This is a genomic window from Gemmatimonadales bacterium, assembly GCA_036279355.1.
In the GTDB taxonomy this organism is placed as follows: domain Bacteria; phylum Gemmatimonadota; class Gemmatimonadetes; order Gemmatimonadales; family GWC2-71-9; genus DASQPE01.
This window is the reverse complement of record DASUJH010000056.1, coordinates 10,857-27,282: the sequence shown is the minus strand read 5'-3', so window position 1 is coordinate 27,282 and position 16,426 is coordinate 10,857. Positions and strand designations below refer to the sequence as shown.

Here is a 16,426-nt window from a genome sequence, read left to right as displayed (position 1 = left end):
AATCGGGGCTTCGATCACGCGGCTCGTGAGACTGACTGGACTGGGTGAGGGCAGCCGCCGCGCGGTTGCCGGCGTGGGGGTCTCCGTTAGCGAGGTGGCGCCGCTGCTCTCGTGGGGGTTTGACATGGGCTCGCTCCATGGGGTCGAGCCGCACGGTAAGGAGCGGTTCCGTATTTGTCAAGTATTTCATTGACAATCGTTGCAAGGCTGAACCGGTCATGCTATGATGCAGGGCATGCCGAGGAGGACACCGTGTCTGTAACACCTTGGGATAGCAGATTTTTCGAGAGTACCAGAGGACGCGTCCTCGCGCTCCTCCGGCGGGGTAGCCGCACGGTCGATGAACTGGCGGCCGAGCTCGGCCTCACCGACAACGCCGTCCGCACTCACATTGCCTTGCTCGAGCGGGATGGCTTGGTGGAGCAGCGCGGCCTGCGGCCCACCGGCGGCAAGCCCGCCTACGCCTACGAGGTCACCGTCGAGGCAGAGCGCCTGCTAACCAAGGCGTACATCCCGGTACTTACCCAGTTGGTGGGCGTGCTGGAGGAGCGGCTGACGGCAGAGGGGTTGAAGAACGTGCTGCGTGAAGTGGGCAGGCGGCTGGCCGCCCTACACCGCTCGGCCCCGGGCGACGTGCGCGCGAAGGCCGAGGCCGCGGCGGCGGTGCTCAATCAGCTCGGCGGCGTCGTCGAGGTCGAAGAGACGGCGGACGGTCTGGCGCTCCGGAGCCGGAGCTGCCCGCTGGCCGACGCCGTGCGGTCACACCCCGCGACCTGCCAGGCCACCGAGAGCATGGTGGCCGAGCTGGTCGGGGTGCCCGTGCGTGAGCGATGCGAAAAGGGCGAGCGGCCGAAGTGCAGGTTCGAGCTGGGGGCGCCACCCGATCAGGGTCCGGCCGTCAACCCCAGCGCGGCTGCTCGTCGGGGCTGATGCCCAGCGAGAGCTTCCCCACTATCTCGTGGGTGAGCAGCGAGTTGGCTGGGTGAATCCGACCCAATCGCGCGTCGCGGAACAGCTGCTCGAACGGTCCCTTCCGGAAAATCCCGAATCCACCCGCGAGGTCGAATGCCTGGTCGACCACCCGCCACGCGCCCTCGACCGCGTGGTGCTTGGCGGCGAAGATCTTGACGATCCACCCCGCGCCGTAATTGACGCCCGCCGACCACTCCTCTGCGACCCGGTCCAGGTGCGGCCCGATCGCCTCGAGCTCGAGTGCCATGTCGGCCACGCGGTGTTGCACTTCCGGGTGGTACGCCATCGGGCGTGACACGGCGATCGAGCGCTTCCGCTTGACCGAGTCCAGCGTGAGGTCGAAGGCCCGCTGCGCCATCCCGTAGTACACGTTGCCGAAGCCGAGCAGCGCCCACGCGAAGATCCCGAGGATAAAGGCGTCGACCCCGGCCGCGCCCGGGGGCAGGATCCGCGCGATGAAGCGCTCCGGCACGAAAGCGCCGTCGAGCACGGTGTCGTCGCTCTGGGTGGCCCGCATGCCCATTACGTCCCACGTCTCCATGATGGAGCACCCCGCGGTATCGCGCGGCATGAAGGCATGGACGATCTTGGGCGCGGCCGGGTCGCTCATATCCATCCCATGGACGCCGAGATAGGTCCAGACCGGCGTCAGGCTGCCGAAGGACTTTCGGCCGTGATACCGATACCCGCCATCCACCCGCTCGGCCCGCGTGGTGGAGAGCAGGACGGGGATATCGTTGCCCGATTCCGCGTGCCCCGCGGCGAGCACCGCGCCATTCGCGGTCTCGCGCAGGAGCCACTCGAGCGAGCGGTCGCCGGCGCGCCAGAGGTCGGCGACAAGCCCCGTCCAGTAGATATGCATGTTGACGGCGAGGGCAGTGGCGGGTGCGTAGTAGGCGAGCCGGCGCTGCTCCCGGGCCACGTGCGCCAGCGACATGCCCTGTCCGCCGAGCTCCTCCGGCACGGCGATCGTGAGATAGCCCGCGTCCCGCAGCTCCTCGAAATCCTCCGTGAAGAAGCGGTTCTCGCGGTCGTAGACCGGCGCGCGCTCGAGACAGCGGGCGAGGAGTGCGTCGGATAGAACGGACTTGCCGGTCTCCTGCGGCGCCGGCGCGGACGCATCGGCCCGTCCCTTCGGCGGCATCGCGCCCGGGCGTGCTTCGGCGGTCGCGGTCATCGGATCCTCCTGGTTGAGGCTCTATCGCTGGGCTCAGGCTCTACCATATGGAGAAAGGCGGGAAACCGCAGCCGGACGGCTCATGGCTTTCCGGCGTTTGCTCGCCCGCTGACCGCACGGTACCTTGCGGGCGAACTTCCCATCCACCGGCGGCTGCCTCGAACCGACGTCGAGGCGTGGTTATGAACGATACCGGAGAAGTGACCCGTCTACTGGCCGCGCTGAGCGATGGTGACGGGTCGGCGCTCAACCGGCTCGCTCCCATTGTGTACGCACAGTTGCGCCGGATGGCACACCGCGAGCTTCGGGGAGAGCGGACCGGACACACGCTCGGCACGACGGCCCTGGTCCACGAAGCTTACCTCAAGCTGGTGCGCCTCGACCGCCTCCAGTGGCGCGATCGGGCCCACTTCTTTGGGGTCGCGGCGGGCGCCATGCGGCGGATCCTGGTGGATCAGGCGGCCGGCCGGAATGCGCAGAAGCGCGGCGGCGGGCGGCGCACTCTTCCGCTCGACGACGTGATGCCGCGCGACGCGGTGCCGCGCGACGCGGTGCCGCTCGCCGCCGCGCGGCCCGAAGAACTCCTCGCGCTCGACGAGGCACTGGAGCGGCTCGCCGCCCTGAGCCCGCGGCAGAGCCGCGTAATAGAGTGCCGCTTCTTCGCGGGCATGAGCGTCGAGGAAACGGCGGAGGCACTCGGCGTGGCACCCGCGACGATAAAGCGCGACTGGACGGTGGCTCGCGCGTGGCTGCACCGGGAGCTCAGCGCGTGAGCGGCCGTCGCCTGGGCGATCTGTTCAACGTGTTCCGGCGCCGCGTCGCGCAAACGACCAGTGCGGCATCCGCCACTGCGGGATCGCCGAATGCGGCATCTGCGAGCCCGGCAGCCCCGCCGAGCGGGGCGTCCGCCTCGGCGCGCTGGGAGCGGGTGCAGGACCTGCTCATCGCCGCCATCGAGCTGCCATCGGGCGCGCGCGGAGCCTATCTGGACCGCGAGTGCGCGGGCGACGCGGCACTCCGGCAGGAAGTCACCGCGATGCTCGCCGCACACGAGACGCCCGGCATCCTCGACCACGCGCCCGGCAATGTGACGGCCACGGTGCCGGCGCCTTTTCCCTCAACGGGCGTCGTCTCCCACTACCGGGTGCTCGAGAAGCTCGGCGTCGGCGGCATGGGCGTAGTCTATCGAGCCCGCGACGAGCGCCTCGGCCGCACCGTCGCCCTCAAGTTCCTGCATCCGTTTCTTGTCGATGACGAGCAGGCCAAGGAGCGCTTCCGCGTCGAGGCGCAGGCGGCTGCCGCGCTCGACCACCCGAACATCTGCACCATCCACGAAATCGGCGAAACCGCCGATGGCCAGCTCTTCATCGCGATGCCGTTCTACGAGGGCACGACCCTCAAGGCGCGGTGCGCGGAAGGCGCGCTCCCGCCACCCGAGGCCATCAGCGTGGCCGTGCAGGCGGCGCATGGGCTCGCCCAGGCGCACGACCGCGGGATCGTCCACCGCGATATCAAGCCGGCGAACCTGATGCTCACGGCGGACGGCGTGCTCAAGATTCTCGATTTCGGCGTGGCCAAGCGCACCGACGTGGCGCTCACCAGGCCGGGCATGGCGCCCGGCACGATCGCCTACATGAGTCCCGAGCAGGCGCTGGGTGAGCCGGTGGATGGCCGCTCCGACATCTGGTCGCTCGGCGTCGTCCTGTTCGAGATGCTAGCCGGCGAACGCCCGTTCCGGGGCGATCACGAGCAGGCATTGATGCACGCCATCGTTCGGCTCGACCCCGCGCCGCTCCACACTCGGCACCCCGGCGTCTCACGCGAGCTCGAGCGCATCGTGCGACGAGCGCTCGCCAGGCGCCGCGAGGATCGCTATGGCAGCGCGCGCGAATTCGCCCAAGACCTGGAGAGTGCGCGCGCCGATGGCCTCTCCACGCGCACCGCGCGGGCGGCCCCTGCCGGCGCGGTGCCGGTCGAAGGCGAGCGGCGCCGGATCGCGGTGGCCGTGGCCACGGTCGCGGGGCACGCCGACCTGATCGAGCGGCTCGCACCCCGCGAGGCCGACGATGTGTTGCGCCACATCGAAACCGAGGCACGGGCCGTGGCGGACCGGCACGAAGGCGTCCTCAACCGGTGCTCGGCCGACGCGCTGGTGCTGCTGTTCGGCGTGCCGGTGGCACACGAGGACGATCCGCTTCGCGCCGTGCGCGCGGCGGTCGAGTTGCACCAGCGGATCGAGCAGTTGAGCGAAAGGTTCGCAAGCCGCGACCGGCAGGTGCTTCGGCTTCAGATCGGCCTTGACGCCGGCGCGAGCATCGTGCGCCCGGCCGGAGGCCCACTCGAGGAATTCCGGTTGGCGGGAGCACCCGCCCAGGCGGCGGCGATCCTGGCTGCCCACGCGGCGCCGGGCACCACCTGGATCAGCGCTGAGTGCGAGCGGCTGATCCGGCCCTACTTCGAGAGCGCGCCGCGCGCACCGGTGGCGATACCGGGGCGGACCGATGCCGCACCCGCGTTTGAGGTGGCTCGGCCGACCGGCTTCCAGAGTCGCCTCGAGGCGGCCGAGCGCGGGGGCCTCACGGCCTATGCCGGGCGCGATGGAGAGCTGGCGGCGCTGCGCGGCTTCTTCGATGCGGCGAGCCATGGCGCCGGCCGCTGCGTGATCGTGGCGGGTGAAGCGGGGCTCGGCAAGAGTCGCCTGCTGCACGAGTTTCGCCAGGAGGTCGACCGCGACGGCGTCACCCTGCTCCAGGGCCGGTGCCAGGCGTACGGCGGTGGCACCGCGTACCTGCCATTCGTCGAGGTGCTGCGCGGCATGCTTCGTCTGGAGCAGGTGCACGCACCCGAGGCGGAGCCGGACGCCGTGGTTCAGGCCATCCGCGGAATCGGGGCCGAGCTGGAGGAATTCATCCCATTTTACCTTCACCTTCTTTCGCTCACGAGCGAGCGCCACCCGATGCCGCGGCACCTGCAGGGCGAGCAGTTCCGCCTCGCGATGCAGGAGGCGCTCGCCGCGCTCATTACCATCGCAGCCGTTCGTCGGCCTGCGGTGATACTCCTCGAGGATTGGCACTGGGCCGACGACGCCTCCGATTCGGTGCTGCGCCAGATGGCCGAGCTCCTGTCCGCCCATTCCGTGCTGGTGGTGGTGACCTGCCGGCCCGATCATCTACCGGAGTGGGGGGACCTGGGCCGCCTCACGGCACTCGAGCTCCGGCCACTCGATCAGTCTGCGTCGCTCGCCGTAGCGCGGGCCGTCCTGCGGGTTGACCGGGTGCCCGACGAGCTTGGCGCGCGGCTGCACGAGCGGACCGGCGGCAATCCCTTCTTCCTGGAGGAGATCTGCCATGCGCTGCTCGAGGAGGGCGTGATCCGCGTCTCCGGCCGCGAGGTGATGCTGACGGGCGCGGCCGAGTCCCTCCAGCTCCCCGACACCGTGCAGGCGGTGATCCGCACGCGGCTGGATCGCCTCGATCAGGATGCGCGCGGGGTGCTTCGCCTCGCGTCGGTGGTCGGCCGCGAGTTCACCCGGAGCCTGCTGGAGCACTCACTTGCGGGCGGCGGCCGGCTCTCCAACGCGCTCCAGACGCTCAAGACCACCGGGCTGATCCAGCAGATCCAGATCGTGCCCGAGCCGGCCTACCGGTTCAAGCACGTGCTGACGCAGGAGGTCGCCTACGCGAGTCTGCTGGAGCACCAGCGGAAGGAGCTGCACGGCCGGGTCGGGGTCGCCATCGAGCAGCTTCCCCGCGAGCGCATGCGCGAGCACCTCGACCGGCTTGCGCATCACTTCGGGCGGGCGGAGGAGTGGGACAAGGCGGTACGCTACGGGATCCAGTCGGCCGAGCGCGCTGCGGCGCTGAGCCAGTTCGCCGAGGCGCTCGAGATGCTCGAACGCGCTGAGGCATGGCTCGCGCGACTGCCCGACGACCCGGAGCGCCGCCGGACCCTGTGCGAGATTCTGCTCCGGCAGGAGCGGATGTGCGAGACACTCGGGCTACGCGGACGCCAGCAGCGGATCGTCGATCAGCTCGTGGCGCTGCTCTCACCAGGCGGGGACCCCGCGGCATTGGCCGAGGTGTATCTTCGGCGCGGCGACGTGTGCACCTTGCTCCGGCGATTCGACGAGGCCGAGGAGGCGTTGCAGGCATCGCTCCGGATGCGGCGGGAGCTCGGCGACACCATTGGCCAGCGCAACACGCTGCGCAGCCTCGGCCTGCTCCGCTGGCACGCGGGCCGAAGCGAGGAGGCGTTGCCCTACATGAATGAGGCCCTCGCCATCGATCGCGCCGACGGCAACCTTGAGGCGACGGTCGGCGACCTGTCGAACCTTGGGCCGGTGCTCAAGGGCCTGGGCCGGTATTCCGAGGCGCGGCGCGCGCTGGAGGAGGCGTTGGCTCTGGTCGAGTCCGCCGGACGTTCCGACTCAGGTGCCTCCGCCGACACCGGCGACCTCCCGCTCAAGCAGTCGTACATCCTGCAGAACCTCGCGAACATCCACCGCGAGCTCGGCGATCCTGCCCTTGCGCTCAAGTATCTGGAGCGCGCCGCCGCGCTCGCGGTCGCGAAGCGCCTGCCGATCCAGCTTTCGTACCATTACACCGCCGTCGCGCACCTCACGCTGCAGAACGGTGCGATCGACGACGCCGTACGGTACTACCAGGACGCGGTCGAGCTCACCCGGAAGGCGCGATATGCCCCCGGCCTGTCGCAATCACTTCGCTTCCTGGGTGAGGTCGAGCTGAGCCTCGGGCGCCGTGCCGCCGCCCTGCCGCACCTGGAGGAGGCGGCGATCCTGTTCGCGCAGCTTCAGGACCGCGATGGCGAGGGGGCGATGTGGACCCGGATAGCGGAGATCCACGAGCGCGCGGACCGGATCCCCGACGCCGTAGGGGCGTGGAGCCGCGCGCTCGCGCTCAGGCGCGATGCCGGCGATCGCGCCGGAGCGCTCATCGCGCTCGAGGGACTCGCGCGTTCCACCCGCCGCCACGCCACCGAATCCTCCCTCGCGCTGGTGCACTACCGCGAGGCGGCGCAGCTCGCTCATGAGCTGGGTGACGGGCCGGTGGAGGGCCGGGTGCGAAACACGATCGGGATTCTGGAGTGGGAGCGCGGAGCGCACGAGGGCGCACTGGCCGAGTACGAGCGTGCGCTCGCGTTGTTCGAGGCGCTGGGCGATGTGCCGAGCCACGGGCTCATGCTCAACAGCATCGGGGTGACGCTCAAGGCACTGGGACGCCGCGCGGAAGCGCGGCGGCGGCTGGAAGCGGCGGTTCTGCGCCACCGCGCGACCGGCCAACGCCTGCTCGAGGGGCACGCGCTCGCGGCCCTGGGCGACATCCACCTCGAGTCGGCCGAGGCCGCGGAGGCGGAGGACTGCTACGCTCGCTCGCTCGAGATCCGCCGCGAGCTGGGCGACCGAGGAGGCCAGGGCTGGATGCTGGCGCAGCTCGCGCGGGTCGAGCTCGCGCGCGGCTTCACCGACCGGGCGCGCACCCTCGCCGCGGAGGCGGCGGCCATCGCCGTCGAGTGCGGCGACCTGGCGTTGCGAGAGCGTTGCGCAAGGTTCAGGCTGTAGTCGAAACTTGGTACCAGGAGGAAGAGATGCCGAGATACCTCATCGAACGCACGGTCGGACACCTCGAGAAGGACGAGCTCGAGGCGGCCGCGCACCGCTCGCTGGACGTGCTGGACACCATGCCCGAGGTGGTCTGGATCCGGAGCTACGTCTCCGATACGGACGGAAAGATCTATTGCGAATACGACGCACCGAGCCCCGACTCGGTCCGGGAGCACGCGCGGCGCGCAGGGATCCCGGTCGACCGGATCTCGGAAGTCACGCTCGAAATCAGTCCGGCGATGTTCCGGTAGGGGCGCAGGAGACTGCGGCCGCGGAGCGGCTCATAGCACGACCGCGCTCACCAGCCACGGGTCGCCCGGCTGAACGTCCGCTTCGGGCACCCGGGGCGATTCGGCGAAGTACGACTCGAGCCGCTCGGGCTCCATCGCCGGCGCGAAGTAGTGCCCCTGGCCCAGCTCGCAACCGAGCACGGTCAGCGCCGCCCGCTGCTCGGCGCGCTCGATGCCTTCGGCCACGGTCCTGAGCTTGAGCGTCTGACCCAGCCCGATGATCGCGCGGGCCAGGGCTACCTTTTCGATCCCCTCGCCCACGTCGTCCACGAACGGTTTCGCGATCTTGAGGATGTCGATCGGGAACTGCCGCAGGTAGCTGAGCGACGAGTAGCCGACGCCAAAGTCATCGATCGCGAGCCGAACCCCAAGTTTCTTGAGCTCGCGGAGGCGCTGGAGGACCGCCGGCGTGTTCTGCATCAGAACGCTCTCGGTGATCTCGAGCGTCAGCATGGCCGGGTTCACGCCCGATGTGGTGAGCGCGCCGCGGATGCTCTCCACAATTTCGCGTTCATGGAGCTGGCGACCGGAAATGTTGATCGCCATCGTGAGCTCGAGATCGGAATGGGCGAACTGCCAGCGGCGGAGCTGCGCGCACCCCTCGCGCAGCACCCAGTCCCCGAGCTTGAGGATGAGCCCGGTCTCCTCGGCCAGCGGCACGAAGTGCTCGGCGAGGAGAAGGCCGTAGCGCGGGTGGTTCCAGCGCACCAGCGCCTCGACGCCCCGCACGGTGCCGCTCCGGAGGCAGACGATCGGCTGGTAATGCAGCACCAGCTCCTCGCGCTCGACCGCCGCGCGCAGCGCCGACTCCCGCTCGAGCCGTTCGCGCACGTCGTCGTACATCTCCGTCTGGTACGTGGCCGAGCGGCCGCGGCCGCCCCGCTTGGCCGCGTACATCGCGACGTCGGCATTGCGCAGCAGATCGTCGGCCGATTCGTCGCCCGCCGCGGTTGCGATACCGATGCTCGCGTTGACCGGGACGGGGTTGCCGCCCAGCAGGAAGGGCGCCTGCATGGCCGCGGCAAGGCGCTCGGTGAGTCCATCGGCGCCGTCGCAGCCGGTGCCGTCCTCGAGCAGGATGGCGAACTCGTCGCCGCCAAGCCGTGCCACGGTGTCGGTCACCCGGGCGCAGGTGCGGAACCGCTCCGCCGCCGCGATGAGCAGGCGGTCGCCCTCGGCGTGACCCAGGCTGTCGTTCACCTTCTTGAAGTCGTCGAGGTCGAGGAAGAGCACCGTGATCGCGCGGCCCTGGCGGCGGGCGAGATCGAGCGCGTGGCTCACCCGGTCGCGGAAGAGCGCGCGGTTGGCGAGGCCGGTGAGTGGATCGTGAAAGGCCTGATGCACGAGCTCCTGCTCGAGTTGCTTGCGGTCGCTCACGTCCCGAGTGTTGAGCACGATGCCACGGACGGTGGGCTCGTCGAGCAGATTGGTGCCAATCGTCTCGGCGTGGAGCATGGAGCCGTCCGGCTGGCGGAAGCGCCACTCCTCCGGCGCCGTGACGCCGGGTGTGAGCGCCGCGTCGTGGACGAAGGCGCGGGCGCGCTCCTGGTCGTCGCTATGGAGGAGATCGGTGAGTGGGCGGCCGATCAGCGCGTGCGGATCATAGCGCAGCACGCGCGTGGCCGACGGGCTCACGAACCGGATGGTGCCGTCGGGTCGCACCACGATGATCACATCGGACGAGTGCTGCACCAGCGAGCGGAAGCGGGCTTCGTTCTGGCGCTCCGACGTCTCGGCGAGGAGGCGGACGTTTTCCCGCACGGCGAGCACTTGGCGCGTCACCACCAGCACGGTAATCAGCACAGCGCCAGCCGCGATGCCGCTCACCGGCTGGATCCACGGGTCGAGTGCGCTCCAGAGCAGCAGGGCGTAGGTGGTGGCGACCGCGAGATAGGGGAGCGGGCTCATCTCCTGCGTGCGCGGCTCCCGCTCCCGCGCCACCACGGGCCGCGCCACGGGGTGCCGTGCGTAGATCTCGCCGCCCGCGATGAGGAGCAGGTACACCAGCAGGTAAATGGCGTCGATGAGGCTCGCCCGCCGGCCGCCCGTTTCCACCACCGCGAGATCGAACGTGAGGTCGGCGACGATGCTCAGGACGATGCTGGCGACGACCAGCCGAAAGGCGCGGCGATTGGGATCGAGCGGTCCGCCGAGCAGCACCGTCGTGGCGCCCAGCAGGACGAGCAGGCTCGCGAGCGGGAAGGCAAACGCGAGCAGGGTGACGGCGACGCTGCCCGCATCCGATGCAGCGGTGGGCCGGATCGCGAAGTACCAGATGGCGACCCCGCCGCCCACCAGCACCATGGCGGCGTCGAGCACGAACTTCCAGTGCTCGAGCCGGGTCCGCCGGGCGCGCGGGTAGGCGAGCAGCGCCGAGAGCAGCAGGAGGCTGTTGGTGAGATAGAACGCGTCGGCCCAGGAGACCGGCGGATTGGAGGCGAGCCCGACGATATAGTAGGTCGAGATCGAGTTGCCGGCCAAGACGCAGAGGAACGCGATGCCAAGGAGCCTGAGCGCCTGGCGCACGCCGTCGTCCACGGTCTCGTGCCGGGCGCCGAGCATGAAGAGCACGGCGGCCGCGAGATTGAGTGGCATGAAGGCGATGTTGCTGATCACGTCGCGGGCGGCGCCACCCCAGCCGGTGCGCTCCCAGGCGAGGTAGAGCAGGGCGTAGCCCGCGGCGGCGAGCGTGGCGGGACCGGGCCGGTCAGCTCCCAGCGAGGAGGTCTCCTCCCGGGCCACGCGTCCGGCGCTCCCACTGGCGTGCCGCAGAGACGGGCTCACGGGACTCCTACGGTCGAGGATGAGCCCCCAGCGACCGCGCGGGCGGATCGCATTCTGCAACGAGCGAGGGCGGCTCAGAGCGTTGCGATGGTTCAGGGCAATGATGATGCCGGGCGGTGTACCTTGGGCAATGGACTGCTACGCGGTCGTCCCGCCCGGCCTCGAACCTCTGGCCGCTGAGGAACTTGCCCGCCTCGGCATCGACCCGGGACCGGTCGAGCCGGGCGGTGTGTCCTTCCGGGCAGACCGCGGGGGCCTTTGCGCCGCCAACCTCCATCTCCATACCGCGAGCCGCGTGCTCGTACGCATTGCAACGTTCCATGCCTCGAGCTTTCACGAGCTCGAGCGCCGGGCGAAGCGGGTGCCGTGGGAAAAATTCGTGGCGCCGGGCGCGGCCGTGGAGTTCCGGGTCACATCACGCAAGTCGAAGCTGTACCACCAGCGCGCCGTCGCGGCGCGACTCGTGGATGCGGTCGCGCGAATGGTACCGGGCGCCGTGCATGCCGCGCTGGCGGACGATGCGGGCAACGCCGCGGGCGAGTCAGCGGATCACGCGGCCCAGCTCTTCGTCGTGCGCCTGGCACACGACGAATGCATGGTGAGCGCCGACAGCTCGGGCGCACACCTGCACCGGCGCGGCTATCGGCTCGCGAGCGGCAAGGCGCCGCTCCGGGAAACCCTCGCCGCCGCAATGCTGCTCTCGACGGGCTGGAACGGCCGCGCGCCGCTCATTGACCCGATGTGCGGCTCGGGCACGATCCCGATCGAAGCCGCGCTGATCGCGAGGCGCATGGCCCCGGGGCTCGGGCGCAGCTTCGCATTCGAGCGCTGGCCCGACTTCGACGCGGACAAGTGGGCTCGGCTGGTGGACGCCGCCCGCGAAAGCATCCTGCCCCGCGCGCCCGCGCCGATCGTGGGCTCGGACCGCGATGCCGGCGCCGTCGCGGCCGCGACTGCCAACGCCGAGCGCGCAGGCGTGGCCGAAGACGTCGCGTTTCGGCGCGCCGCCATCTCGGCGCTCGACGCCCCGGCTGAGGCCGGCGGCGGTTGGGTCGTCACCAATCCGCCCTATGGCGTGCGCATCGGCGACCGCGCCGAGCTGCGCAATCTCTACGCGCAGTTCGGCAACGTGCTCCGGCGCCGCGCGGGCGGCTGGCGCGTGGCGATGCTGTCCTCAAGCCGCGAGCTGGAGGGCGCGGTCGGGCTCAGGTTCGAGCGGAGGTGGGAAACCTCGAACGGCGGCGTGCGCGTGCGACTCGTTACGGCTACCGTGCCGACGCCTGATACGCCGGCCTCAGGCCATGTATCGACTCGAGCGCTTTCCTCGCCATGAAGGCCACGTCCTCGCTCGGATCGTCGGTCGCCTTCTTGAGCGCCGGCTCGGCGGCAATGGCTGCGGGGCCGATCTCGCGCAGCGCGACGCAGACCGGGTAGCGGACCGAGGCGGCCGGATCGCTCAAGGCCTGGATCAACGCCGGCACCGCCGGCGCGGCCGCCGGCCCGATGCCGCTGATGGAGTACGCGGCCGCATTCCGCGTCTCGGGTGAGGGGGACTTGAGGTCCGCGATCAGCGCTTTGAGCGATCGGCCCTGAAAGGAGGGCTCCTTCTGCTGAGCGGCGGCCGGCCCGGCCAACATGGCCACGGCGAGTACGCCGAAGAACACTTGTTTCATCATATCCTGAACTCCCTGTGTCATTGCAACCTGCGCGCGTTGGCACCGAGAAGCAAGCGCACCCCCGGCTACCAGTCCTTCGCCTCGTGGGTGGGCCGGCTCGCGGGGCGGCCGCCGTGGCTCGAGAACTGTTGGCGCTGCACCGCGTCGAGGAGCTGGCGAGCCTCGGAGGGGCTCAGCTCCTGGGCCGATTCGCCTTCGCCGGAACCGAAGCCGCCCCCCGCCATGGCGCCCGTCGCCGCCTGCGGATTGCCCTCGTAACCCGGCGTGTTCTGCAGTCCGCGGCCGTAGTCCCCGCGCCGGCCCCGGCCAGACGAGCTGCCGGTGGGCCGATCGCCCCGGCGCCGGAGCGCCAGCTCCAGGTTCCACTTGGCGTCGCGATCATGCGGATCGAGCCGGAGCGCCTCCTCGTAGGCGGTGACCGCCTGGTCGAGCAGCTCGCCCTTATCGCCCGGATCGGCATCTTCGGAGGCGAGCACCGCGGCATTGCCCCGATTGTAGAGCGCGCGCGCCTTGAGCCGCGGCGAGCCGCCGGGCAACTCGTGAAACTCCTTCAGCGCGGCGGGAAAGCGCCGCATGCGGTAGAGCGCGGTGGCCGCATCGTACGCGGCGGCGCTCTCGAGGCGCGGGTTCGATGCCGCGTCGCTCGCGCGGCGGAACGCCTGGTAGGCTTCGGGCCAGCGGCCGGCATCGTAGAGCCTCTCGCCCCTCCGGGCGGCGCGGGCCGCGGTGTCGCAGGCAATGGCACCGAGGCAGAGCGCGGCCGCAAGCACGGGCATCACGAGCGCCGCGCCGCGCGACCGCTTTCGCCGCCTGCGCACGAATGGCTCCAGCACGATCCCGACAAGCGCGACGCCGAGCGGCCACTGGTACCGGTCGGTGTGGCGGCGATTGCGGGTCACGGCGAGGGCGCGCACCGCGAGTCGCGAAAGCCCGGTGGCGAGCGCCTGGAGCTCCTGCGGGTCCGATGCGCGGGCGTAGAGCCCGCCGGTCTCCGCGGCGGCGCGGCGCAGGTCGGCCTCCTCCAGGTGCGAAACGACGACTCGCCCGATATTGTCGCGATGGAAGCGCTCGGGTGCCTCGCTCGAGTCGGCCGGCACCGGCCCGCCCGCGAGCGTGCCGACGCCGATGGTGAAGACCGGGATTTCGTGCCGCTTGAGCTCGGCCAGCGGCGTGTCGATGTCGCCTTCGCCGCTCTCGCCGTCGGAGGCGACCAGCACCGCCTGGTATCCGCGCTCGCCCTCGTGCGCAAAGGTGCGCTCGGCGGCCGCGAGCGCGCTCGCAAGGTCGGTAGAGGGATCGCCCAGGTCGTCGGTGGAGGCATGGTCGAGGAAGAGCTTGAGCGTCGCGTGATCGGATGTGAGCGGAAGCTGGAGAAACGCACTGCCGCCGAATACGATGAGCCCCACCCGGTCGTGGGGCGACGCGGACATCACTTGCAGCGCCGCCGTGCGCGCGGCGGCAAGCCGGCTCGGAGCCACGTCGGCCACGTTCATCGAGCGCGAGAGATCGAGCAGCAGGAGCACGTCGCGCCCGTCGCGCACGATCGAGGCGGGGTGCTCGCCCAGTTGTGGGCGCGCGAGCGCAAAGATGCCGACGCCAAGCGCGCACGCGAGCAGCAGGTGCGCACCGAGGCGCCGGGCCCGGTCGGGCAGCGCCGACGAGCGGGCGAGCACCGGCTCATCGCCGAATGCCGCGAGCTCCGCCGCGCGGCGCCGCTCGCCGCGGGCGAGCCACCAGACGACGATCGGCAGCACCACGACGAGCGCGAGCAACCAGAGCGGGGCCCCGAAGGCAAGGTCGCGGAGTCCAGCGGCGGTCACGGCACCGTCCTGAGCCAGCCCACGCCGAGCGTGAGCTCGAGGCCCAGCAGCAGGAGTCCGGGCGCCAATGCGAGCGGAAAGAGTTCCCGGTATTCGCGCGTCTCGCCAATCGTCACGTCGGTGCGCTCGAGCGGGTCGATCTCGCGCATGATCTGCTCCAGCGTTTCGGGATCGGTCGCGCGGAAGTAGCGGCCGCCCGTCCGGTCGGCGATGCGCTTGAGCACCCGCTCGTCGGAGCTCGAGAGGCGGGCCGCCGTGTTGCCGACGCGCCAGACTCCATTCAGTGCGTAGCTCGTGGTATCCGCGGCGCTCAGGCCGATGCTGTAGATCCTGATGCCGAGCGCGCGCGCCATCTCCGCCGCCTGGGCGGGCGAGGGCGACCCGGTGTTGTTGGCGCCGTCGGTCACGAGGATGATCGCGCTCGCCCTGGGCGGGAGGTTCTTGAGCTGGTTCAGGCACATGGCGAGCGCGGTGCCGATCGCGGTGCCATCGGGGAGCTGGCCGATGTCCACCCGGGCCAGCAGTTGCTGCATGAGGTCGGTGTCGGGCGTAAGCGGCGCCTGGAGGAACGCGCGGCCGGCAAAGATGACGAGCCCCATGAGGTCCCCGTCGCGGCGCTTCACGAAGTCGCTCAGCACCCGCCGCCCCACCACGATTCGGTTTCCGGGGTGGAAGTCCTCGGCCTTCATGCTGCTCGAGATGTCCAGCGCGAGCATGAGGTTGCGCGAGCGGGAGTGGATCTTTGCGACCTGGCTCGTCACCTGCGGCCGCGCGAGCGCCACGACGAGGCAGGCGAGCGCGAGCGGGCGGAGTGCGTCGGGCAGCCAGCGCCAGCGCGCGCGCCGGGTTCGCGGCGCGTCGCGCAGGAACGCGAACGCAGGGAAGGCGATGTGCGCCGCCGGCGGGCGGCGGCGCCCGCGTACCTGCCACCAGATCCAGCCGAGCGGCAGCAGGAGGAGGACGAGGAAGGCGGGATCAGCGAATCGCATCGCTCGACTCCAGCTCGGGCAATCGCCGCGCTGCCCGGTGCCAGGCCGCGAGCAGGGCGCGCGCCTCGCGCAGGCACGCGGCGGCCGCCGCTTCGTCGGGCCGCACGAGGGCGAACTTCACCAGGTCGGCCTCGCCCAGGAATTCCGCGCAGCGCTCGCGCAGGCCGCCGGCGGTGAGATGCGGAGGCAACGCCCAGACCAGCTCCGCCGTGGTGCGCTCGAGCGCGGGCACGAGATCGGAATCGTGGAGATAGCGTCGCAGCGCATCGGCCGCCGCCTCGAAGTGGCGCGCCACCTCGCCGCGCGCGGGCCAGTGCTCGCGCTCGATCTGCACGAGCCGCGCGAGCGCCGCTTCGTAGGGACCGAGCACGGTCGGCGGCGTGTCGTCAGCCGGCAATGCGGCGTCGAGCGCGGCGGCGGATATCTCTGTGCTGCGCCGGCGGCGCCACCACACGGCGAGCAGCGCGGCCACGGCGCCAGCAAGCGCCCAAGGCCACCATACGTTGCCGCCCACTCGCTCGATCGGCTTCACGTCCTTGAGCGCCGGCTCCCCGGGCGGCAGCACCGGCACGATCTCCATCGTGGCCGTGTCGCTCACGATGAAGCCGTGGATGTTCGCGACGGTGCGAGAGAAGGGCACGGCGAACACCGGCGCCTGGCGGATACCGGGGCGGTAGAAGGCGACGCGGGCCCGCCCGTCGTAGACGAATGGCCCCGTCCGCCTGAGCGGCTCGACCGAAAGCAGGCGCACGCCGTCGGGGAGGGCATCGGCGCGCGGGGTGCTGTCGGACAGGAGGTCGCGCTCGTAGAGGTGCACGCGGAAGCGGAGGGTCACCGTATCGCCCACCGTGGCGCGCGCCGGCTCGGGCGCCACCTCGAAGCTCTGTGCGGTCCACTGCTGCGCGGCGGCGGGGCGCGCAAAGCTCGCGAGCAGGCCGGCCGCGAGAGCGCCGCCCGCGAGCGCGGCGGCGGCGCCGGTTCGGCCGCCGCCGCGCCACCAGCGAGATTCGTTCGCCATCACTGGAGAGTAGACCCACGCGCCGCCGCCGTCCAATGCCGGTGCACGCCGGATTGCGTGCGGCGGGCCCGTATGCCATC

At 70.8% G+C, this 16,426-nt stretch carries 11 protein-coding genes; 5 read left to right on the top strand and 6 right to left on the bottom strand.

What is annotated here, in order from left to right; translation table 11 throughout:
* The first annotated feature begins 252 nt into the window (after positions 1–252).
* Entirely contained in the window at positions 253–930 is a 678-nt protein-coding gene (locus VFW66_13755; protein HEX5387764.1) for a helix-turn-helix domain-containing protein, read from the top strand.
* Here VFW66_13755 and VFW66_13750 read toward each other — a convergent pair.
* Positions 899–2,149, bottom strand: a complete 1,251-nt coding sequence (locus VFW66_13750; GenBank protein HEX5387763.1) for an acyl-CoA dehydrogenase family protein — start codon at positions 2,147–2,149, stop codon at positions 899–901. The two genes, VFW66_13755 and VFW66_13750, sit on opposite strands and share 32 nt — an antisense overlap.
* 182 nt (positions 2,150–2,331) lie before the next feature.
* Between VFW66_13750 and VFW66_13745 the strand changes: the two genes are divergently transcribed.
* The 3 genes from VFW66_13745 to VFW66_13735 are packed head-to-tail and all read left to right on the top strand — an operon-like array spanning position 2,332 to position 8,020.
* Positions 2,332–2,922 carry a sigma-70 family RNA polymerase sigma factor gene (locus tag VFW66_13745; GenBank protein HEX5387762.1) on the top strand — a complete coding sequence of 197 codons (591 nt, stop codon included), beginning with the start codon at positions 2,332–2,334 and terminating at the stop codon, positions 2,920–2,922.
* Positions 2,919–7,727: a tetratricopeptide repeat protein gene (locus tag VFW66_13740; GenBank protein HEX5387761.1), complete on the top strand. Its 4,809-nt coding sequence runs from the start codon at positions 2,919–2,921 to the stop codon at positions 7,725–7,727. The genes VFW66_13745 and VFW66_13740 overlap by 4 nt, the downstream gene beginning before the upstream one ends.
* 26 nt (positions 7,728–7,753) lie before the next feature.
* Positions 7,754–8,020, top strand: a complete 267-nt coding sequence (locus VFW66_13735; protein HEX5387760.1) for a DUF4242 domain-containing protein — start codon at positions 7,754–7,756, stop codon at positions 8,018–8,020.
* 30 nt (positions 8,021–8,050) lie between these two features.
* Here VFW66_13735 and VFW66_13730 read toward each other — a convergent pair whose 3' ends face one another.
* Positions 8,051–10,843 carry an EAL domain-containing protein gene (locus VFW66_13730; GenBank protein HEX5387759.1) on the bottom strand — a complete coding sequence of 931 codons (2,793 nt, stop codon included), beginning with the start codon at positions 10,841–10,843 and terminating at the stop codon, positions 8,051–8,053.
* 130 nt (positions 10,844–10,973) lie between these two features.
* Between VFW66_13730 and VFW66_13725 the strand changes: the two genes are divergently transcribed.
* Positions 10,974–12,176 carry a class I SAM-dependent RNA methyltransferase gene (locus VFW66_13725; GenBank protein HEX5387758.1) on the top strand — a complete coding sequence of 401 codons (1,203 nt, stop codon included), beginning with the start codon at positions 10,974–10,976 and terminating at the stop codon, positions 12,174–12,176.
* Here VFW66_13725 and VFW66_13720 read toward each other — a convergent pair.
* The 4 genes from VFW66_13720 to VFW66_13705 form a co-directional block, all read right to left on the bottom strand.
* Complete coding sequence (locus VFW66_13720; GenBank protein HEX5387757.1) at positions 12,109–12,519, bottom strand: HEAT repeat domain-containing protein; 411 nt, start codon at positions 12,517–12,519, stop codon at positions 12,109–12,111. The genes VFW66_13725 and VFW66_13720 overlap by 68 nt on opposite strands.
* A gap of 65 nt (positions 12,520–12,584) precedes the next feature.
* Positions 12,585–14,339 (bottom strand): VWA domain-containing protein, encoded by a 1,755-nt coding sequence (locus tag VFW66_13715; GenBank protein ID HEX5387756.1) that lies wholly within the window; start codon positions 14,337–14,339, stop codon positions 12,585–12,587.
* Positions 14,336–15,328, bottom strand: coding sequence for a VWA domain-containing protein (locus tag VFW66_13710; protein ID HEX5387755.1), 993 nt, complete (start codon positions 15,326–15,328; stop codon positions 14,336–14,338). Before VFW66_13710 ends, VFW66_13715 begins: the two co-directional genes overlap by 4 nt.
* On the bottom strand, positions 15,315–16,346 hold the full coding sequence (locus VFW66_13705; GenBank protein HEX5387754.1) for a hypothetical protein: 1,032 nt from the start codon (positions 16,344–16,346) through the stop codon (positions 15,315–15,317). The genes VFW66_13710 and VFW66_13705 overlap by 14 nt, the downstream gene beginning before the upstream one ends.
* Positions 16,347–16,426: the final 80 nt, after the last annotated feature.